Genomic DNA, 21,189 nt, shown 5'->3' on the forward strand with positions numbered 1-21,189 from the left:
TGGAACGCACGTGAACCGTCCGGACCGAGGAGCCCACGCTGTCCACCGAAGACCTGCTCGATATCGGGACATCCGCCGATCGATCGGCGCCGGTGCGTACCCCACGGACCGACGGGCGCAAGCGGCGCTGGCGCCAGCACAAGATCGACCGTCGTGAGGAACTCGTCGACGGCACGCTCGCCGCGGTGCGCACCCGCGGCGGGAATGCCGGTATGGACGAGATCGCTGCCGAGATCGGTGTGTCCAAAACCGTCCTCTACCGCTACTTCTCCGATAAGAACGACCTGGTCAACGCCGCGATGCAGCGGTTCATCGAGATCACCCTGATGCCGCGCGTCTACGGCGCGATCAGCCTCGACGCCGACGAGTACCAGCTGGTGCGGTCGGCGCTGGCCGAATACGTGGGTGCGGTCGACGAGGATCCCGAGGTGTACCGGTTCATCATGGGCACCGGTTCGGGCGATCCGTCGTCACTGGCCGATTTCGAGAGGCTGTTCGCGGAGGTCGTCGCGGCCGCCATCACCGAACGCGGCAGCGCCCGCGGTATCGAGACCGAGGGGGTGATGCTGTGGTCCTATGTGCTGGTCGGCGGTATCCAGCTCGCGACCCACTGGTGGACCACCCATAAGACGCTGCCCCGCGAAGAGGTCATCGACTACCTCACGATGATGGTGTGGAGTGCCATCGAGGGCATGGCGCGGGCCGGTGGCTCGCGGATCAAGTTCGCCGAGCAGGAGCATGTGCTGCCCCCGGTGTCCCCCGACGACCAGGCCGTCTGAGCCGGTGGGCTCGCCTGGCTCGACAACCCGGCCGGGTTGGCTAGTCTGATTGCCGTGCGGTGACGAAGAACCGGCTGTGTTCTTCTGTCCTCGTAGGCGCGGCGTCGGCACCAACGGAGGTTCCTCGATGGCGAAACAAGTGCCGACATCCCGGCTGGCCCGCGGTACCAAGCTGGGTGCGGTGGCGGCCGGCTCGATGATGCGCAAACAACGCGCCCGGCTCTCGATGCGCGGCCGGTCCGAGGCCGTACGGGCCCGGATGGCCGAGGAGTCGATCCTCCGCAGTACCGAACAGCTGGTCATGGTGCTGGGCACCATGAAGGGCGTGGCCATGAAACTGGGCCAGATGATGTCGGTACTCGATCTGGACCTGGTGCCACCGGAGCACCGGGAACGGTTCCAGAAACGACTCGCGGTACTGCGCAATGCCGCGCCCTCGGTGTCCTTCGAGGCCATGCGCGCGGTGATCGAAGAGGACTACGGGCAGCAGCTGGACGCGGTGTTCGCCGAATTCGAGCCCGAGGCCATCGCGGCGGCCTCCATCGGGCAGGTTTATCTCGCCCGGTTGCACGACGGCCGCCAGGTCGCGGTGAAGGTGCAGTATCCGGGCATCGATACGGCGGTCCGGGCGGATCTGAAGAACCTGAACATGTTCCGGCGGGTCCTGCAGTCGGCGATGCCGTGGGTCACTCCGGCAGTCCTCGACGAACTGCGACTGAACATGGAGGCCGAGCTCGATTATCACATCGAGGCCGAAACCCAGCGTGATATCGCGGCGCTCTACGCCGACCACCCGTTCGTCGTGATCCCGCGGCCGGTCCTCGAACACAGCACCAGACGGGTCCTGGTCACCGAATATCTGGCAGGTACCGCGTTCGAGGACATCCGCCGGATGCCGCAACCCGAACGCGACCGGGTCGGCGAGATCATCTACCGCTTCTATGTGGGGTCGCTGTTCGATTTCAACGAGTTCTGCGGCGACCCGCACCCGGGTAATGTGCTGCTCGCCGCGGACGGCCGGGTCGGATTCCTCGATTTCGGGCTGTTCAACCGGATGGATCCCGAACATGTCCGCTTCGAGGCCATCTGTCTGTGCGCGGCCGCCGAGGACCGCGGCGCGGATCTGCGTGAACTGATGATCCAGCGCGGGGTCATCGATTCGGCAGACGAGATCGGGGTCGAGGAATGCCTGGAGTATGTGCTCTCGGCGTCGGAATGGTGCCTGGTGGACCAGGAACTCACCATTACCCCGGAACTGGCCAGTGGCGCGTTCCTGCTGGCGGTGGACCCGCGGTCCAGTGAGTTCTCCGGGATGAAACAACAGAATCTGCCGCCGGAGCATCTGTTCTCGCGGCGGGCCGATTTCCTGACCTTCGGCATGCTGGGTCAGCTCGAGGCGACCGCCAATTGGCATCGCATCGCCCGGGAATGGTTGTACGGCGAGGAGCCGGTCACCGAACTCGGGCGCCTCCATCGACAGTGGCTGGCGGGACGCCGGCCGGCCAAACGCGGTAAGCGGCGCACGGGTTAGCCGCGGTACCGGACATATCCAAGGGGTTCTATCCATGACCGACACTCGCGAATTCGACCTGATCGTCTTCGGCGCCACCGGATTCGTCGGCAAGCTCACCGCCGGGTACCTGCTGGGCGCGGCGCCGGCCGGGGCGCGGATCGCGCTGGCCGGACGTTCGGCGGACAAACTCGCCGCGGTCCGCGACGAGATCGGGGCCGCGGACTGGGGTCTGGTGGTGGCCGATACCACCGATCAGGAGTCGATGGATGCCCTCGCCGCCCGCACCACCGCGGTCATCACTACGGTCGGCCCGTATCTGCGCTACGGGATGCCGATGGTCGCGGCCTGCGCGAAGGCCGGAACCCACTACGCGGATCTCACCGGTGAACCGCTGTTCATCCGCGACGCCATCGACACATACCACGACGAGGCCGCGCGCACGGGCGCCAAGATAGTGAACTCGTGCGGCTACGACTCCGTCCCTTCGGATCTGAGCGTCTACCAGCTCTATCGGCGAACGATCGCGGACAACACAGGTGAGCTCGGTGACACCACCCTGGTCGCGACCCTGCGCGGCGGGGTCAGCGGCGGCACCATCGACTCCGGCCGGGCGATGATGGAGGCCGTCGCGGCGGACAGATCCAAGGGCGCGGTGCTCAGCCACCCCTATTCGCTGAGTCCCGACAGATCTATGGACCCCGAGGTGGGCCGCCAGTCCGACCTCACCCTGCAGCGGGGACGCGAGATCGATCCGAGTCTGGACGGCTGGGTCGGCACCTTTGTCATGGCCTCGCACAACACCAAGATCGTGCGCCGGAGCAACGGCCTGCTCGGCTGGGTGTACGGCAAGAATTTCCGCTACCGCGAGACCATGGGCGCCGGGAATTCGGCGCTGGCTCCGGTGATCGCGGCCGGTATCTCCGGCGGTGTGGTCGCCGGGATGGCCGTCGGCGGGCTGCTGTCCCGGTTCGGCGCCGGTCGCGCGGTGCTCGACCGGGTGCTGCCCGCACCGGGCACCGGTCCCAGCGAGGCCACCCGGGAAAGCGGCTGGTTCCGCATGCGCACCTACACCCGCACTTCCTCCGGCGCCCGGTATCGCGCCGATTTCGCCGGTCTCGGCGACCCCGGGTACAAGGCGACCGCGGTCATGCTCGGCGAGAGCGGTCTCGCACTGGCCTTCGACGACAAGCCCGAACTCGCCGGTGTACTGACGCCCGCCGCGGCCATGGGCGACGCGCTGACCGCACGGCTGCGCGCGGCCGGGATGACGATCGATGTCGAGCCGCTGGGATGAACCTCGCCCGGCGCACCATGAACGCCCCGGCGCTGGCGGCGGTCTACGAAAAGATCTGGCGGCCCACGGTGTTCTATCTGGCCACCGGCCGCACCACCGCCGCCGATCGCCGGTTCGCGGTGGAGTCGCTGCACCTCGACAGTTCACGGTGGGTCCTGGACATCGCCTGCGGGCCGGGTAATTTCACCCGTTTCCTGAGCGAGCACGTACCGGCGGACGGGTACGTCACGGGGATCGACTATTCGCCGCCCATGCTGGCGCGCGCCCGCGCCGACAATGCCGGGCGGCGCGCCGGATACGTACGCGGCGATGCGCGCTATCTGCCGTTCGCCGACGAGACCTTCGACGCGGTCTGCTGTTTCGGCGCGCTATACCTCATTCCCGATCCGCTGGTCGCGGCCAGGGAGATGGTCCGGGTACTGGCGCCCGGCGGCCGGATCGCCGTCACCACCAGCCATCGTCGCGATAACGCGGTCGGCGAATTGACCCGGCTCACGGCGGGAGTGAGCGGACTGCGCATGTTCGGCGGCCGGACCTTCCCGGAGCTGTTCGCGACGGCCGGACTGGTCGATATCGAGCAGTCCGTACACCGCTTCTTCCAGTACGTGACCGCCACCCGGCCGGCCGCGGGTGCGGCGGGGCGCGCGGCCGACCGGTCGGCGACGTCGGTCTGACGGATTCCACGCGAGAAGTGCCCGACCCGTTGCCACCCCGCGATACACTGCTGCCCGCGACCCGCCGCGCGTGCGCCAATTCACAGTCGAATCCCTATGACCGGCGGGTTTTCCACCGCGTACACGGCTACTCGTCGGTAGAGTCGGCTGGCGTACCCACGGGCCGGAAGGGGGATTCCAGATGTCGGTACCGGAGGTGGGGCAGCACACTGCTCGGCAGCTCTACGTCGCGGCCACGGCCGGCGGCGAAGACTCCTTCACCCTCGCCGAAGACGTGGCGCTGCGCCTTGCCCAGGCCTGCGACGCTCTCGTCGCGGATCTCGAAGCGGCGCGGGCCGGCGGCCACCGCATCGCCGAAGCCGGCGGCACCGCCGGTTTCCCCGATCTGCCCACCGGGCACGCCCTCGCCACGGGTTTCCGCGGTAAGGCAGTGCAGTACCTGGACACTCTCACCGCGCTCCAGGAGACGGCGCTCTACTTCAAAGCCGCATACCTTGCCGCCGGCGGCCGGCTCGCCGAGGCCGATCTCGCCAATCGCGCCGCTCTCGCTGTGGTGGCGGCGTATCCCGGCCTCGACCACGACGGGACCGGCCATGGCTGACCCCGCCGGCACCGATCCGCCCTATGCGCCCGAACGCGAATGTTTCGGCAGTTTCACCCATCAGGAGATCTGGGACCGGGTGCACGAGATACTCGATCCCGGTGCGCTCGCCGCCGCCGCGGCGGCGTGGCAGTCGAACGCGGACGCCGTCGCGGATGCCTTCGCCGCATTCACCGACGCCACCCGTCGCGAATTCGAGCGCTGGTCGGGACATTCGGCGCATGCGGCCCGGCGGGCGACACAGGAATTCGTCGCAAGCGGTGACGAAACCCACGAGGTGTGCCGCGTCCTGCAACACCTCATGGAAGGCAATACCGAAGCGGCACAGACATTGCGGTCGGCGCTGGCCCCGCCGCAACCGTATCGGCCGCTCGCCGATCCGGCCGCCGAGGCCGTACACGGCGGCCGCCGCCGGATGGACCACGATATCGCCGCCGCCGCGGCCACCGCCGATGCGCAGGACGCGATGACCACCATCTACAACCCCACCCTCCCGGCTTCCGGTGACCGGATACCTCGGTTCCCCGATACGTCCACCGGTATCGGCGGCGGGAGCCCGGGCCGGTGAAGTGGATCCTGACCCCGGACGAGTTCAGCTACGTCTGGGCCAATGAGACAAGCCTGGACCGCCGGCCCTATCCGGTGAATCTGGCCCCGGCCAGCGTGGTGCGCACCGAATCCGAACTGGACGCGCTGCGATTACCACAGCGGTTCGCCAGACAGGCCGACCCGGATCTGGCAGCCGCGCTCATGCTCTGCGCCCGCCCGGACGCCACCGCAGTCACGATTTCCGGGGAGCGCCCGGCGCTCACCCGCAACGGCGACCAGCCGCATACCGAACAGATCCTCGGCTTCGCCGCCGTTATCGATCATCACGCCGCCGTCCTACACGCCACACCCACCAAGGTCACCGTTCACATGTGCCATGCCCGGGACCTCGGGGGCCGGCTTGTGCAGCTCATCGGTTCGGCCCGTCCCGGTACCCACGGCCCGTTCCACCAGCCCCAGGACGCGGTACTCACCGACGCCCCCCTGTCCACCCGCGACGGAGACGGAGACGCCGCCCGCTTCCGCGCGGCGCTACGCGAACCCGTCGACGCCCGCGGATTCATCACCGTCACGGTGGCCCCGGACGAGCCCATGTCACCGCCCACCCTGCACCGCAGCTGGCTCGATATCCGTGACGACGGCCGCTATCTGCTCACCACCGCCGACGTGCTGACCCTCGCACCGGTCAGCGATGCCGAGTTCGCCGACAACCTACAGAGCCTGGCCCGCATCCGCGGCAGCACTCCCGGACTGTGATACGTCTGTCCGATGTCCGAGCAATGGAAAACCCCCGCGAGCCGTGCGCTACGCGCAGACGGGCTGAGCATCACCGATATCGATACCTCCGCCCGGCCCGGGTTCGACGGTCGCAAGAAGGACGGCGAAGCACTGCTGGTCGAACGCGGCAAGGTACTGGCCGGCCTGCAGGAGAAGCTCTACGCCAATGGCCGCTCCGGGGACAACCGCAGTGTGCTGCTGGTCCTACAGGGCATGGATACCGCCGGCAAGGGCGGGATCGTGCGGCACGTCATCGGCTCGGTGGACCCACAGGGTGTCGATCACACCGCCTTCGGCGTCCCGACCGAGGAGGAGAAACGGCACCACTTCCTGTGGCGGATCCGCAAAGCTCTGCCGCGCGGTGGGCAGCTGGGCGTGTTCGATCGCTCACACTACGAGGACGTGCTGGTCGCCCGAGTCCACGAACTCGTGCCGGAAGCGGTCTGGCAGCAGCGCTACACCGAGATCAACGATTTCGAACAGGAACTGGCCGAGGCGGGAACGACACTGGTCAAGGTCGCGATGTTCATTTCGCTCGACGAACAGAAGAAAAGGCTGCGGCAGCGGCTGGAACGGCCGGACAAGTACTGGAAGTTCAGCCCCGGCGATATCGACGAGCGCGCCTATTGGCCCGCCTACCAGCAGGCCTATCAGGACGTTCTGGACCGCACCTCCACCGGCTACGCGCCCTGGTATGTGCTGCCCGCCGACGCGAAATGGTATTCGCGCCTGGCCGTCACCGAACTGCTGATCGAAGCATTGGAGAAACTGGACCTGAGCTGGCCCCCGGCGAATTTCGATCCCGCCGCCGAACTGCGTCGGCTCGACACAGCCTGACCGGCGCGGATCGGCCGGTTATGGAAACTCTCAGCAAGCCGGACAATGATGGGCGGTGCGCGCCGGGCAGCCCGGCGCCCCCCGGCGAACCTCTGCGTGGCCGGGGCAGGTGAGGCGAGGGAAAGGCGTGGTGAACCCACGGTGAGCAAAAATCCCGGGCGGCCGAATCCGCTGGCGGCGGGCGCACGCGCGGACCGCAACCGCAAGATCGCGATTCAGGTCGGTGTGGCCGCCGTACTGGTCGCGCTGGTCGCGGCGATCGGTATCGGCCTGGCCGTGCGCAACTCCGGTTCCGACGATGTGGGCGCCGTCCCGGCGGTGGCCACCGAGAACGGCGCCATCCGAGTGGGACAACCCGACGCGAAGGCGACGGTGCGGATCGTCGCGGATATGCAGTGCCCGGTCTGCAAGCAGTTCGAGGCCGACCACGCCGAACTGCTGAACAAATCGGTGGCCGACGGCACCGCCGCGATCGAGTACAACATCGTGGGTTACCTGGACAAGATGTCCAGCACCGAATACTCCACCCGGGCCGCGAACGCCTCCTACTGTGTGGCCGATACCGGTACCGACAAATACCAGGATTGGCTGAAGCTGATGTTCCGGCAGCAGCCGCCCGAAGGCGGTGCCGGCCTGACCGACGAGCAACTCGTCACCATCGCGCAGCAGGCCGGCTATTCCGACCCAGGCGTAGCCGATTGCATCACCGACCGGAAATACGACGGCTTCGTCGGCGCGAAATCTCAGGAATCGCTGGCCGAGGGCATCGACGGCACCCCGACCGTGTTCGTCGACGGTGAAAAGGTCGATCTCGCGCTGAACCAGGATCGGACGGGCTTCGACACCGCGCCGCTGACCGCCGCGATCCAGGCGGCTGCGGGCCGGTGATCCGGACTTCACCGCCTGCCGCCTGGACGATGCTGCTGTGCGGCCTGGCCGGCTGGATCGCCGCGTTCGTGCTGCTGGTCGAGGACTTCAAACTGCTCAGCGAGCCCGGCTACATCCCCTCGTGCAGCCTGAACCCAGTGCTGTCCTGCGGGTCGGTGATGGCCACCGATCAGGCGGCGGTACTGGGCTTCCCGAATCCGATCATCGGACTGGCCGGGTTCTCGGTGGTGGTGACGCTCGGTGTGCTCTCGGTCGCGGGGGTGGTGCTGCCCCGCTGGATCTGGACCGGGCTGTGGCTGGGGACGGTCGCGGGCACACTGTTCATCTGCTGGCTGATCTTCCAGAGCCTCTACCGCATCAATGCGCTGTGCCCCTATTGCATGGTGGTGTGGGCCATCATCACACCGCTGCTCGCCGTCCTCACCGAACAGCTGTGGGGTAGCGACCGGGGCGCGCTGCGGGTGGTCGCGGAATGGCGCTGGACCTTCGTCGCGGTGTTCTACGCCGTGGTGCTGGTACTGGTGTTCCTCCGCTTCCAGGACTACTGGCTGTCGCTGTTCTGAAGGCGTCGCCGGCCCGTCCTAACCCGGCGTGCCGGCGACCAGCCGCACCGCCACCAACCGTTCCTTGCCGTCGGGGGCCCGCACACCGAGGCGCACCGTTTCGGCCGGTTTGCGGGTGTCGATCGCCGCGCGCAGCGCACCCGCACTCGTAATGGCGCGACCATCCACCGAGGTGACGATCTCTCCGGCTGTCAGGCCCGCCACCTGCGCGGGTAGCCCGCTGATCGCCATATCGATGCGGGCGCCGCGCGGTCGCGCGTCGGAGATCAGAACGCCCAGGGTGGCGGTGGGGCCGATGTGCACGGAATCGGTGGGTGTACCGGAGCGGATCTGCCGCACGATCCGCATGGCGGCGTCGATGGGCACCGCGTAACCGTTGGGTGGGTCCTCGGCCGCGCCCGGCGGTGGATCCCGGTTGCCGGAGGCCGCAGCGATCACCCCGATGACCGCACCGGTGGAATCGGTCACCGCCCCACCGGACTGACCCGCGCTGACCGCCGCCTCGATCTCCAGCATCCCGGTCAGGGGCTGCCGGGACAGATCCTGCTGGTTCAGGGCCATGATCGTGCTGTCCAGATCGCTGATCTCCCCGGTGACCGCGGTGGCCGTGCCGCTGCCCCCGGCGTTGCCGATGGCCAGGACCTCGTCCCGTACGCGCAGCCCGGCCGAACTACCGATCCGCGCGGTGGCCAGCCCGCGCGCGCCCGCCAGGGACAGCAGGGCGATATCGGCATGGGCGTCGTAGCCGAGCACCTCGGCGGTGTACACGGCACCGTCGGAGACGCGGCTGACCCGGACCGTTTTCGCGCCCTTCACGACATGGTGGCTGGTGAGTACCTGTCCTTCTCCGGTGAGGACTATGCCGGAGCCGGCCGCCGCGGCGCCGAACGGACGGGCGGCGGCGGTGATGTTCACCAGTACCGGGGAGATACCCCTGGTCACCTCGCTCGCGTTCAGCGGCGGCCGCGGTGCGGGCCGGACGGGTGCGGCGACGGCACTGCGGCTCGGCTGCGCCAGGCCGGGTAGTTCGCCCCGGTAGCCGAACAGGGCGCCGAGTGCCAGCACCGCGGCGAAGACGGTTACGAGCACGCGGCCCCCGCCGGTGGGCCTACGGGAGCCGGTGCCCTGCCACTGGTTGTCCAAGGAGCCTCCCGCTGCCGCAGCCGATCACGACCATTGTCGCCCGGATCAACGCGCGGCAGTCGAGTTTCTTCCCCATGCCGCAAGTTATCCACAGGTATCCCTAGTTATCCACAGGGCGGCGCGTGCCTGGGGAAACTCCGACCGGATACCTGTGGATTCGTTACCACCGGGCCGCCACGGTCACATCCGTGTCACGTCCCCCCGGAGGTCCTTTACACCGTCCGGTCGAAAACCGGCCCCGATGTCGGCGTCTGTCCGCACCGACCGGCCGCCCGGTGCGATCCGAACAACGGCCCGCTCGTTATCCGGCGGAAACCGAATCAATAGAATTCCGTATCCTGGGCCCGGCCACCCGGAAATCCATCCACAGCCGTTCGGTCTTCATCCACACCGCGTAGCCGGTTTTCCACAGCCTTCTCCACAGTGTGGATAATCGACGCCGCCGAGTCGGAATCCTTTTGTTCGACGGCCACCGATTGTTCGACGCCGACCGATCGAATCGACTTTCAGGGTCCGGAATCCCCCGGGGCACACCGGCGGAAAACTCAGATGGTCGCGGTATCGATGACGAACCGGTACCGCACATCACTGGCCACCACCCGCTCGTACGCGCCGTCGATCTCATCCGCGGAAATCAACTCGATTTCCGCCCCGACTCCGTGCTCGGCACAGAAATTCAACATTTCCTGTGTTTGCTCGATACCGCCGATCATCGAACCCGACAGCGAACGCCGGCGGCCGGCCAGTACCCGGGCCTGGACCTGGAGCGGGGCCTCCGGCAACCCCAGCACGACCAGCGTCCCGTCCAGCCGCAGCAGCTTCATGTAGTCGTTGATCGGCAGATCCGCGGATACGGTGTTGATGACGAGATCGAAGCTACTGCGCAACTCCCGGAAAACCTGGGCATCGCTGGTGGCGTAGTAGTGGTGCGCGCCGAATCGCTTTCCGTCGTCCTGTTTGCTCAGCGAATGGCTGAGCACCGTCACCTCGGCACCCAGCGCGGCGGCGATTTTCACACCGATATGGCCGAGGCCGCCCATTCCTATGATCGCGACCTTTTTCCCGGGCCCCGTACCCCATTGCCGTAAAGGCGAATACAGGGTGATTCCGGCGCACAACAGGGGCGCGGCCACCGATAGATCGATTCCCTCCGGGATGGCGACCACGAAGTTCTCGGTCACCACGATCCGGGTGGCATATCCCCCCATGGTGTGCCCGCCCGGCTGCACTTCCTCGGGTACTCGGGAGTTGTAGGTCATCACCGCGCCACGAGTACAGAACTGTTCCTCACCCGCCAGACACGGCTCACACACTCCGCAGGAGTCCACCATGCAGCCGACACCCACCCGGTCACCCACCTGGTGGCGGGTCACCGCCGAACCCACGGCGGCGACGGTCCCCGCGATCTCGTGCCCCGGCACACACGGATACGCCGCGCCGCCCCACTCGTCACGGGCGGTGTGGATATCGGAATGGCAGATCCCGGCATACGCGATATCGATCAGGACATCGTGGGGTCCGAGTTCCCGGCGCTCGATGGTGACCTTCTCGAATGCGGCGTCGGGCCCGGCCATCGCGTACGCGGCTACAGCAGTCATGCGTCCATGCCTACCGGTGCATACCGGATTTGCCAAGGCAGTGTGCTGTATTTTCGGCGCGCTGGCGCGCGCGGGGTCGAGGCCCCCTTGGTCTCGCCGTCTCGGCCTCGAGCCTTGGCCGAAGGTGCTCAATGGTCGCACTCTATGGGCGGCTCACCGCACATCGCATGCACTTCGAGGCCGAAACGGCGAGACGGGCCTCAACCCTTTGAGGTGTCTCGTAACACTCGACGCAGGGGGTGCGTCAGGATTCTATGGTCGGCCCACATGCGGAGTTCGGTCCGCGGGTGGGCGCGCACGGAGGTCGGCGAGTTCGCCCGTTATCCGCTGCCGGTCGTTTCGAAGACCTGCGCGGATCACCTTCGGTGGCGTCATCACCAGGCCGTGATGGCCCACGCCGCCTGGATCGTCGACCTCGGATTCGGCGCCGGACACAACGGCTGCCGCATCGTCTTCCAGGGCACCCCCGCCGACCTGGTCGCCGCCCACTCGCCCCTTTGCGCAACACCGTTTCCAGGAGTCGCGCAGAGCTTCACTCTCGGGCGGGATCGAGGTCCTGCTCGGCTTCCAGGCGGCGGCGGACGCGGCGGGCGGCGGCGACCATATTGCGGAGAGCGGGGTCGAGCTGCCAGTGGTGGCGGGTTTTGAGGCCGCCGTCCGGGTTGGCCCAGAGCCGGTCCGGGCCGACCGCCGCGGCGGCCGCGGTGAGCAGTTCGTCCAGTTCGTCGATATCCGGGATCCGGGCCGACCGGCTCTCGTACACGCCCGGTCCGACGCCGTGGCTGAGCCCGTGACCGGAGGCGTAGTCCTCCTCCAGCGCTTTCAGCACCCACTCGATGGACCGGGTGGCGACGATCGCGGTGACGTCGGCGTCGAGCTGTTCGATGGCCTGGACGATCTCGGTGCGGCCCGAGTACGGGATATGGGTGTGGATCTGGGTACTGGGCGCCACACCGGAGGTCGCGAGCCGGAATGCCCCGATCGCCCAGCGCAGGTATTCGGCGCGGCCTTCGGGCCGGGCCGGCCACAGCTCGCGCAGCGCGGGCTCGTCGACCTGGATGATGCCGATACCGGCGCGTTCCAGATCCACGACTTCGTCGCGGATCGCCAGCGCCACCTGGTCGGCCGTCTCGTAGAGCGGCTGGTCCTGCCGGACGAACGAACGCGCCACCATGGTGACGGGCCCGGTGACCATTCCCTTGACCGGTTTGTCGGTCAGCGATTGGGCGTAGGTGATCCACTCCACCGACATCGGGGCCGGGCGCGACACGTCGCCGTAGATGATCGGTGGACGCACACAGCGCGACCCGTACACCTGCACCCAGCCGAAATACGTGGTGGCGAAACCATCCAATAGTTCGGCGAAATACTGGATCATGTCATTGCGCTCGTGCTCGCCGTGCACCAGCACATCGAGGCCGATATCTTCCTGCAACGCGATGGTGGCGGCGATCTCCGCCTCGATCTTCTTGCGGTATTCGTCGTAGGACAACCGCCCCTCGCCCAGCTGGTGTCGGGCCTGCCGGGCTTCCACGCTCTGCGGATACGACCCCAGTGTGGTGGCGGGCACCGGCGGCAACTGCAATTTCTCGTGTTGCGCGGCCCGGCGCTCGGCATAGGGTGCGCGTTCCCGCATCTGCGGAGTGATCGCGTAGACGCGCTGGCGCACCGCGTGTTTCTGTTTGAAATGCACTTCGCCGGGGCGTTTACGCCATTTGTCCGAGGGCCCCTCGGTGAGCGCTTTGGCCAGTGAGACGACCTCGCCGACTTTCTGCTTCGCGAAAGCGAGCCGATCGGCCACATTTCCGTCGATATCGTATTCGGCGAGCACGTCGTAGGGCACGTGCAGCAGCGTGGTCCCGGTGGAGACCACCAGGTCCGGGCACACCTTGGCGAGTTCGTTCAGGTATTCCAACGTCACGTAGCGATCGGCCCGCCACACATTCGTACCGCTGATGACCCCCGCGTAGAGCCGTTTGCGGCGGATCCCCGGGATCTGCGCCAGATCTTCGGGCCGGACCCGGTAGGACGCCAGATCGAGGCCGATGGCCTCCACCCCGGTACCGGCGAGAATACGCAGCGCCTCCCCGAAATCGCCGTACTGTCCGGTGACCAGGATGCGCGGCCGCAGCGGTGCCTTGGACAGCCGGTCGTAGACACGTGCGAAGGCGGCCAGTTCGGCGGCCGAGCGTTCGGCGGTGAAACAGGGTTCGTCCAGCTGCACACAGGTGGCGCCGCGGCGTGCCAGGATCTCGAACAACTGCTCGTAGACCGGGAGCAGCCGGTCCAGGAGATCGATGGTGTCGAACCCGGCCGATTCACCGGGCACACTGCCCGCCTTGGACAGCAGCAACAGCGATACCGGCCCCAGCACCACCGGGCGCTGTTCGATGCCCACGGCCATCGCCCGGTCCCATTCGTCCAGCAGCGCCTCGGGATGCAGCGAGAATTCCGTGTCGGCATCGAGTTCCGGCTGCCGATAGTGGTAGTTCGTACCGAAGAAACGCACCAGTTCCAGCGGCGGTAGATCGGGCCGGCCGCGTGCCATCAGGAAATAGAAATCCAGCGGGTCCAGCTCGTCGCGGTATTCGGCGAAACGGGACGGGGACGCGCCGAAGAGTAGCGCGTTGTCCAGCACATGGTCGTAGAAGGAGAAGGTGTTCCCGGGGACCTGGGTGAGCCCGGTCGCGGCGAGCTCGTTGAACTGTTGCTCCTGGATATCGCGTCCGACCGCGCGCAGCTCTTCCCGGGTGATCGCCTGCCGCCAGTACGCCTCGAGCGCGCGCTTGAGTTCCCGGTGCGGACCGATCCGCGGATACCCGAGCACACTCGAGCCGAACCCTTCACCGACGTTGACCATTGCCGACCTCCGTGTCTGTTTGCCCCGCCTTCGGCAGGGCGGGTCGGGGTCCTACTGACCCCGGGTCTTCACTCCGCCGCTCATCTCGGTGACCACCGACTGCCTACGCCTTGTTGTATTGGTAGAAGCCCGCTCCGGACTTCTTGCCCAGCAGCCCCGCCTCGACCATGCGCATGAGCAGCGGAGGTGCCGAGTACAGCGGCTCCTTGAATTCGCCGTACATCGAGTCGGCGATGGAGTTCACCGTGTCGAGGCCGACCAGGTCGGTGAGTGCGAGTGGGCCCATGGGGTGGGCACAACCGAGCACCATCGCCTTGTCGACATCCTCCTTGGTGGCGAAACCGGATTCGACCATGCGGATGGCGGAGAGCAGGTACGGCACCAGCAGTGCGTTGACCACGAAGCCGGAGCGGTCCGAGGAACGCACGATCTCCTTGCCGAGGACCTCGGCCGCGAACTTCTCGGCCCGCTCGGTCACGGCGCCACTGGTTTTGAGCGTCGTCACCAGTTCGACCAGCGGCAGTACCGGCACCGGGTTGAAGAAGTGCATCCCCACGACCCGCTCGGGGTTGTTGGTGGCCACCGCGATCTTCATGATCGGAATGGAGGAGGTATTGGAGGCCAATACCGCACCGGGGTCGGTGACCACTTTGTCGAGTTCGGCGAAGATGGAGGTCTTGACCTTCTCGTCCTCCAGGACGGCCTCCACCACGAGCTGGCGGTCGGCGAAATCGCCGAGATCGGAGGTGAACCGCAGCCGCCAGGCCGCCTGTTCCCGCTCACGCTCGGTGATCTTGCCGCTGCTCACGCCCCGGTCCAGGGACCGCAGGATCCGCGACCGGCCGGCTGCGGCGAGATCCCGGGTCTGCTCGTACACGAGTACATCGACATGCGCACGCGCGCACACCTCCGCGATACCCGCGCCCATCTGGCCGGCACCGATAACACCGACACGCTGAATCTTCTCGTTCACGTCCCACTCCTGTGTTCGTGGCGCCGCCTCGGCGGCGCGGGGCTGTGTTCATCGACGCCGCCTCCGGCAGCGCGGGCTCGGAACCCTCGTGACCCCGTCCACAATGCTGACCGCTCGGCAAGAGGGTGAGCGCGTGCGGCGGTCGGATTCGGCGCTTCCGTCTCGCCGGAGAGACCGAAGCCCCCTCGCCGGGCTGTTGCGAGGGGGCGGTACACCCCTACCGAGGTAGTGGGTCCGGGATACCCGCCGGAACACGGGATACCACGATCGGTCCCGGAGGACTCGGCCCCGTGGGCCCGAGTCAGGCTCGGCGCAGATGCCCCGAGCCGGGGCCGTACTTCCGGCACCATGTCGCGGACGGCAGACAGATCCATTTCCCACGCTGGTTCCGATACCAACCGGAACCGGAATCCGGGCCGCAGAACACCGATCCTCACGCAACCACCACCTGGTGCCGAGTCTTACGAGGCCTACAAGGGGTTGAGGCCCGTCTCGCCGTTTCGGCCTCGAAGTGCATGCGCGAAGCGCGAGTCTCGAGGCCGAAACGGCGAGACCAAGGGGGCCTCAACCCCGCGGCGCCGGAGGCGCCGCCAGAAAACACAGCGGCCTAATGAAACTGTCCCTCTTCGGTGGAGCCCTTCAGCGCCGCCGTCGAGGTGTTGGGGTCGACGGTGGTGGCGATGGTGTCGAAGTAGCCGGCACCGACCTCGCGCTGGTGCTTGATGGCAGTGAAGCCTCGCTCGGCGGCGGCCTTGAACTCGCGCTCCTGCAGGTCGACGAAGGCGGTCATACCCTCGCGGGCGTAGCCGTAGGCCAGGTCGAACATGCCGTAGTTGAGCGAGTGGAAGCCGGCCAGGGTGATGAACTGGAACTTGAAGCCCATGGCGCCGAGTTCACGCTGGAACTTGGCGATGGTGGCGTCGTCCAGGTGGGCCTTCCAGTTGAAGGACGGCGAGCAGTTGTAGGCCAGCAGCTGGTCCGGGAATTCGCTGCGGACGGCCTCGGCGAACTTGCGCGCGACCTCGAGGTCCGGCACGCCTGTCTCCATCCAGATGAGGTCGGCGTAGGGAGCGTAGGCCTTGGCCCGCGCGATGCAGGGCTCGATACCGTTCTTCACTCCGAAGAAGCCTTCGGCGGTGCGGGTGCCGTCGAGGAATTCACGGTCGCGCTCGTCCACATCGGAGGTGATGAGGGTGGCGGCTTCGGCGTCGGTGCGGGCGATGATCACCGAGGGCACCTCGGCGACGTCGGCGGCCAGGCGCGCGGAGGTCAGGGTGCGGATGTGCTGCTGGGTGGGGATGAGCACCTTGCCCCCGAGGTGGCCGCACTTCTTCTCCGAGGCCAGCTGGTCTTCCCAGTGCACACCGGCGGCACCGGCGGCGATCATGGCCTTCTGCAGTTCGTAGGCGTTGAGCGCGCCACCGAAGCCGGCTTCGGCGTCGGCGACGATCGGGGCCAGCCAGTTCTCGACGGAGGTATCGCCTTCGACCTTGGCGATCTCGTCGGCGCGCAGCAGCGCGTTGTTGATGCGGCGGACCACGGCGGGCACCGAGTTGGCCGGGTAGAGGCTCTGGTCGGGGTAGGTGTGACCGGACAGGTTCGCGTCACCGGCGACCTGCCAGCCCGACAGGTAGATGGCCTTGAGCCCGGCGCGGACCTGCTGGACCGCCATATTGCCGGTGAGGGCGCCCAGCGAGTTGATGTAGTCCTCGTTGTTCACCAGATCCCAGAGGATCTCCGAGCCACGCCGTGCGAGGGTGTGCTCCTCGACAACGGTGCCCTGCAGCTTGGAGACCTGCTCGGCGGTGTAGTTGCGGGTGACGCCCTTCCAGCGCGGGTTGGTGTCCCAATCCTTCTGGATTTCCTCGGCGGTCTTCGGGGTGCCGGTGGTCGACATCGTGCGACTCCACTTCCTTGTTCGGTCGGTCGCCGGTCCGCGTCGACGAAGCGTTTCCGCGTCGCACTGCTGGATCGGCGATTTGCAGGCTTGCAATGCCCGGTGGGTGTACTTCCACACCATGGCACACCATCAAAATGCCGTCTACCTGTTGCTTCTGTGAATCCGAGCTAGGATCGGCCACGACTTTGCTAACCCTGTGAAAGTTGCCAGCACGTAACCACCGTCAAGTCTACTCACCAGTAGCTCTGACGTGGGGTTTCAGCGTAACGCTCGTACTGTTAGCGGAGGCAGGTATCGGAGTCGAGCCCGGCGACGCGGCTCGGCCCTGTGAGGACGTTCATAACTGATGGCACGCGCCTTCAAATATGGCGTGCGCCCGATGGTGGGTTGTTCGCGAAAGCGGACACTGTTCTCTTCCCGCCGCCGGGGAGTACTTCGCCGGGGTGAACCCGCAAGATTTCACAACATGCCCAGAAAGGGACAGTGTTGGCACACAACACTTGGCCAACCATTCATGTTCTCGCCCGACGAGATTTTCGCAGGCGTGCCAAATTCACAGCGAACAACGCTAGGGTGTCCGTCACGTGCGCGGTCATCGGTGACGGGTGCCGATGGTGAGCGCCTGCCCTCCGTCGCACGGTGGGATCGGAGCTGTTGATGCGCGACATCGTCGACAACCTGCTGCAGGTGTGGCGTTCGGGCCGGACGGGCGGGCTGGCCACCATCGTGCGCACGGGTGGTCAGGTGGACATTCCGGTGGGTACGGCGATTCTGGTGGACCCCGACGGCATGATCTACGGATCCATGGCGGCGACCGGGATCGAGGACACCGTCTACGAATCCACCCTGCAGTCGGCTCGGACCGGGCAGCGCGCCCTGCACCGGCTCCCGGTACCCGGCGGCGAGGGTGCGGTGATAGATGTTTTCACCGAACCGTTCTCCCGCGGACATTTTCCGGAATTCCCGACCATCGCCGCCGAAATCGCCGAGCATCGGCGGGTCACGCTTTTCACCGTGGTGTGGAATCCGGAGCCGGGAATGATCGGGCAGCACCTGATCACCGATAAAAGACACGCCACAGAACTGGTCTCGCTACCGCAGTCCGATATTTTCGTCGCCTCGTTCGCCCCGCCACCACTGCTGGTGGTGTTCGGGGCGAATGCCGTCGCCGCGGCGCTTTCGGCGCAGGCCCGGCTGCTCGGCTACCGGGTCGCCATCTGCGATCCGCGGCCCACGTTCGCAGTGCCGGAGTCCTTCCCCGGGGCCGAGGTGGTCTGCGATTGGCCGCACCGCTATCTGAACATGTTGGTTTCCGAAGGCGAGATCGATTCCTCCACCGGTATCGTGCTGGCCTCCCACGATCCGCAGTTCGAGATCCCACTGCTGACGGTCGCGCTCCGGCTACCCGAGATCGGTTATATCGGCGCGGTCGGCTCGCTGGTCGCCAGCGCTCGCCGCCTCGACGACCTGCGCGCGAGCGGATTCGACGAAACACAACTGGCCCGGCTGCATTCCCCCGCCGGAATGGATATCGGCGCGGCCACCGCCACCGAGACAGCTTTGGCGGTGACCGCGGAGATGGTGGCGGCACGGAACGGACGGCAGGGGCGGATCACCGTGCCGTTCCCGGCGGAGGCGGCGATCTGAGTGCGGCGCGCCCTCGCCCCCGGCCGCGCCGAGGGCGACCGAAATCACCCGCGCAATCCCGCCCCTCGATCTTGTGCTGCGCCGACTCTCGTGGACAGTGGTTCTCGTGATCCTCACCGTGACAATGAATCCCGCCTACGATGTGACCTACCGCGTCGAGAATTTCACCCGCGGACAGGCCCATCGAGTTCGCTCGGTGGAGCAGCGCCTCGGCGGTAAGGGCATCAACGTCACCAGAGTGCTCAACCAATTGGGCCGCTATGCCCGCGCCACCGGGTTCGCCGACCACGCCTTCGCCGCGGCCGCCGAGGCCGAGATGCCAGTGGATTTCGTGCACGCGCTGCCGTGGGTCCGGCGCACGGTGGTGATCAGCGAATCCGATACCGGCACCGCGACCGCGTTGCGCGAGCCGGGGGCGCGGATTTCGAATCCGCACGCCTCCGAACAACTCGAGGTCCGCGTAGCCGGCATGCTGACGCATATCTCGGGCCTGGTGATCGCCGGGTCCCTACCCGACGGCATCGATCCCGGCCTACCCGCCCGCATCGCCCGAACCGCCCTGGACGCCGGGGTACCCACGGTCTGCGACCTGCACGGACCGGCATTGCGGATGGTCGCACGGGTGCCCGGGGTGGTCCTGCTGCCGAGCCTCGACGAGTTCGAATCGCTCACCCACTGCCGCCCCGAAACCCCGAAAGCGCTGGTCACCGCGACCCGGCCGCTGGTGGATCGCGGCGTGGGCGCGATGATCATCACCCGGGGACCGCAGGGCATGGTCGCGGTGACCCCGGACGGGTCCTGGGAGGCCCGGCTGCCGGAGCCGCTGACCGGTAATCCGACCGGCGCGGGCGATACGGTGACCGCCACCGTGATCGCGGCCCTGGCCACCACGCCGACTCCGGATTGGCCGGCGATTCTGGTCGACGCGGTCGCCACCTCGGCGGCCTCGGTGGTCATCCCGGTGGCCGGTGAGATCGACCGGCGCCTGCGCGGGCATCTGGCCCCGACCGTGCTGATCTCCGAACTGGAGACGCCGGACCGCGAATCGGCCTGACCGCGAGTCCCCGCGGCATCGCCTATTTCAGGACATACGGGGAAACCGAACTCCGGTGTTCGCTGATATCGAGAGTTTTACCGAGCGGCGGGAAGGCGCGCTGGGGGCAGTTGGCGCGATCGCAGACCCGGCAGCCCGCGCCGATGGGAGTGGCGTTGGCCTCCCGCAGATCGATACCGTCGGCGTATACCACCCGCGCCGCGTGCCGGATCTCGCAACCCAGCCCGATCGCGAAGGTTTTACTCGGCTGTCCGTACCGGGTCGCGCGACGTTCCACGGTGCGCGCCACCCACAGGTATTTCCGGCCGTCGGGCATCTGCGCGATCTGCGTCATTATCTTGCCCGGATAGGCGAAGGTCTCGTACACATTCCACAGCGGACAGGTACCGCCGCTGGAGGAGAAGTGGAAACCGGTGGCGGACTGTCGTTTCGACATGTTCCCGGCCCGATCCACCCGGACGAACGAGAAGGGGACTCCGCGCAGTTCCGGCCGCTGCAGGGTGGACAGGCGGTGGCAGATGGTCTCGTAGCTCTGCGCGAAGAACGCCGATAATCGTTCGATGTCGTAGCGGAAACCTTCGGCGACCTCGTGGAAGTAGGTGTAAGGCAGCACGGTTGCGGCGGCGAAATAGTTCGCCAGACCGAGCATGGCGAGTCGGCGGGCGTCCGGGCCGGAGAAGTTCCCCTCCGCCACCAGCTTCTCCAGCAGTTGCCCGCATTCGAAATAGGCCAGTTCGGCGGCCAGTTTGAAAAGGCGCTGGCCACCGGACAGATGCGGCGCGATCTCGAGCAGCTGGTTGTCCGGGTCGTACCGGTGCAGTACGCCCTCACCGAGGTCGATACGTTCCATGATCCGCACGCCGTAGCTGCGCAGCACCTTGGGGATCTCGCTGTGCGCGTCGCCGTTGTGGAAGCGGATTCGGTTGGCCAGCTCCTCGGCGGCGGTATCGAGCTCGTGGATGTAGTTCTGCCGCTGATAGAAGTAGTCGCGTACTTCCTCGTGCGGTTTGCTTATGGTGGCGCTGCCCGAGCCGTCGGCGAATCTGTCCTCGGTGGCCGCGGCCAGCTGAGCACTGGTGTTGCGGTAGCGGTTGTGCATACTGACCAGGGCCCGGGCCATGCTCGGGTGGGCCGACACCATTTCCGCGATCTCCCGGGCGTCGGCTTCGATACCGAGCTCCTGGTCCATCACCACTTCCTGCAGTTCGGCGATGAGCCGGGTGTCGTCCTGCGGTGAGAAGAAGGTGGCCTCGACGCCGAAGACCTCACTGATGCGCAGCAGCACCGGCACGGTGAGCGGCCGGACATCGTGCTCGATCTGATTGAGATAGCTGGCCGATATCTCCAGCTGCTGGGCCAGCGCCACCTGGCTGAGCCCGCGTTCGGTTCGTAGTTGCCGCAACCGGGCGCCGACATAAGTCTTGGCCATATGTCCAGCTTAGGGGTCGTTCGCACGATGCGATAAGTGGGTTAGCAGGAATTTCGCTTCCGGTACCCGACTCCGGCACAACCCGGACAACCGCGCCACGGCCCGGGCAC

General features: G+C 66.9%; 18 protein-coding genes. 12 read left to right on the forward strand and 6 right to left on the reverse strand.

Annotation, left to right across the window (positions count from 1 at the left end):
- Positions 1-92: 92 nt before the first annotated feature.
- From ACQPYS_RS26940 to ACQPYS_RS26985, 10 genes are all read left to right on the forward strand, one after another.
- Positions 93-779, forward strand: coding sequence for a TetR/AcrR family transcriptional regulator (locus tag ACQPYS_RS26940; protein ID WP_084481297.1), 687 nt, complete (start codon positions 93-95; stop codon positions 777-779).
- 127 nt (positions 780-906) lie between these two features.
- The gene (locus tag ACQPYS_RS26945; RefSeq protein WP_063038243.1) at positions 907-2,310 is read left to right on the forward strand and encodes an ABC1 kinase family protein; all 1,404 of its coding nucleotides are present in this window, start codon (positions 907-909) and stop codon (positions 2,308-2,310) included.
- 34 nt (positions 2,311-2,344) lie between these two features.
- Positions 2,345-3,586 carry a saccharopine dehydrogenase family protein gene (locus tag ACQPYS_RS26950; protein WP_433491164.1) on the forward strand — a complete coding sequence of 414 codons (1,242 nt, stop codon included), beginning with the start codon at positions 2,345-2,347 and terminating at the stop codon, positions 3,584-3,586.
- The gene (locus ACQPYS_RS26955; protein WP_433491165.1) at positions 3,583-4,260 is read left to right on the forward strand and encodes a class I SAM-dependent methyltransferase; all 678 of its coding nucleotides are present in this window, start codon (positions 3,583-3,585) and stop codon (positions 4,258-4,260) included. Before ACQPYS_RS26950 ends, ACQPYS_RS26955 begins: the two co-directional genes overlap by 4 nt.
- Before the next feature lie 181 nt (positions 4,261-4,441).
- Positions 4,442-4,861 carry a hypothetical protein gene (locus tag ACQPYS_RS26960; protein ID WP_063038247.1) on the forward strand — a complete coding sequence of 140 codons (420 nt, stop codon included), beginning with the start codon at positions 4,442-4,444 and terminating at the stop codon, positions 4,859-4,861.
- Positions 4,854-5,429 carry a hypothetical protein gene (locus ACQPYS_RS26965; protein ID WP_433491166.1) on the forward strand — a complete coding sequence of 192 codons (576 nt, stop codon included), beginning with the start codon at positions 4,854-4,856 and terminating at the stop codon, positions 5,427-5,429. Before ACQPYS_RS26960 ends, ACQPYS_RS26965 begins: the two co-directional genes overlap by 8 nt.
- A complete protein-coding gene (locus ACQPYS_RS26970; protein WP_063038251.1) occupies positions 5,426-6,166 on the forward strand; it encodes an ESX secretion-associated protein EspG in 741 nt (246 codons plus the stop codon). The genes ACQPYS_RS26965 and ACQPYS_RS26970 overlap by 4 nt, the downstream gene beginning before the upstream one ends.
- A 12-nt stretch (positions 6,167-6,178) precedes the next feature.
- Positions 6,179-7,024: a polyphosphate kinase 2 family protein gene (locus tag ACQPYS_RS26975; RefSeq protein ID WP_433491167.1), complete on the forward strand. Its 846-nt coding sequence runs from the start codon at positions 6,179-6,181 to the stop codon at positions 7,022-7,024.
- Positions 7,025-7,165: 141 nt separating this feature from the next.
- Complete coding sequence (locus tag ACQPYS_RS26980) at positions 7,166-7,912, forward strand: DsbA family protein (protein WP_433491168.1); 747 nt, start codon at positions 7,166-7,168, stop codon at positions 7,910-7,912.
- A gap of 29 nt (positions 7,913-7,941) precedes the next feature.
- On the forward strand, positions 7,942-8,475 hold the full coding sequence (locus ACQPYS_RS26985) for a vitamin K epoxide reductase family protein (RefSeq protein WP_157107327.1): 534 nt from the start codon (positions 7,942-7,944) through the stop codon (positions 8,473-8,475).
- An 18-nt stretch (positions 8,476-8,493) separates the two neighbouring features.
- On the opposite strand, the gene ACQPYS_RS26990 is transcribed toward ACQPYS_RS26985, so the two are convergent.
- The 5 genes from ACQPYS_RS26990 to aceA all read right to left on the reverse strand — a co-directional run bounded on the left by ACQPYS_RS26990 (position 8,494) and on the right by aceA (position 16,946).
- Positions 8,494-9,618: a S1C family serine protease gene (locus tag ACQPYS_RS26990; protein WP_063038257.1), complete on the reverse strand. Its 1,125-nt coding sequence runs from the start codon at positions 9,616-9,618 to the stop codon at positions 8,494-8,496.
- Positions 9,619-10,163: 545 nt separating this feature from the next.
- The gene (locus ACQPYS_RS26995) at positions 10,164-11,216 is read right to left on the reverse strand and encodes an NAD(P)-dependent alcohol dehydrogenase (RefSeq protein WP_433491169.1); all 1,053 of its coding nucleotides are present in this window, start codon (positions 11,214-11,216) and stop codon (positions 10,164-10,166) included.
- A gap of 532 nt (positions 11,217-11,748) precedes the next feature.
- Positions 11,749-14,076, reverse strand: coding sequence for a 5-methyltetrahydropteroyltriglutamate--homocysteine S-methyltransferase (gene metE / locus ACQPYS_RS27000; RefSeq protein ID WP_433491170.1), 2,328 nt, complete (start codon positions 14,074-14,076; stop codon positions 11,749-11,751).
- Between the two features lie 103 nt (positions 14,077-14,179).
- Positions 14,180-15,049 (reverse strand): 3-hydroxybutyryl-CoA dehydrogenase, encoded by an 870-nt coding sequence (locus tag ACQPYS_RS27005; protein WP_433491171.1) that lies wholly within the window; start codon positions 15,047-15,049, stop codon positions 14,180-14,182.
- Between the two features lie 607 nt (positions 15,050-15,656).
- On the reverse strand, positions 15,657-16,946 hold the full coding sequence (aceA, locus tag ACQPYS_RS27010; protein WP_063038263.1) for an isocitrate lyase: 1,290 nt from the start codon (positions 16,944-16,946) through the stop codon (positions 15,657-15,659).
- Positions 16,947-17,606: 660 nt separating this feature from the next.
- Here aceA and ACQPYS_RS27015 point away from each other — a divergent pair.
- Both ACQPYS_RS27015 and ACQPYS_RS27020 read left to right on the forward strand, forming a co-directional pair.
- Entirely contained in the window at positions 17,607-18,596 is a 990-nt protein-coding gene (locus tag ACQPYS_RS27015) for an XdhC family protein (RefSeq protein ID WP_433491172.1), read from the forward strand.
- Between the two features lie 97 nt (positions 18,597-18,693).
- Positions 18,694-19,650, forward strand: coding sequence for a hexose kinase (locus ACQPYS_RS27020; protein ID WP_433491173.1), 957 nt, complete (start codon positions 18,694-18,696; stop codon positions 19,648-19,650).
- Positions 19,651-19,672: 22 nt separating this feature from the next.
- On the opposite strand, the gene ramB is transcribed toward ACQPYS_RS27020, so the two are convergent.
- Positions 19,673-21,079, reverse strand: a complete 1,407-nt coding sequence (ramB, locus tag ACQPYS_RS27025) for an acetate metabolism transcriptional regulator RamB (RefSeq protein WP_063038265.1) — start codon at positions 21,077-21,079, stop codon at positions 19,673-19,675.
- Between the last annotated feature and the right edge of the window lie 110 nt (positions 21,080-21,189).

Source organism: Nocardia grenadensis, from assembly GCF_050942415.1.
GTDB classification, from domain to species: Bacteria; Actinomycetota; Actinomycetes; order Mycobacteriales; family Mycobacteriaceae; genus Nocardia; species Nocardia grenadensis.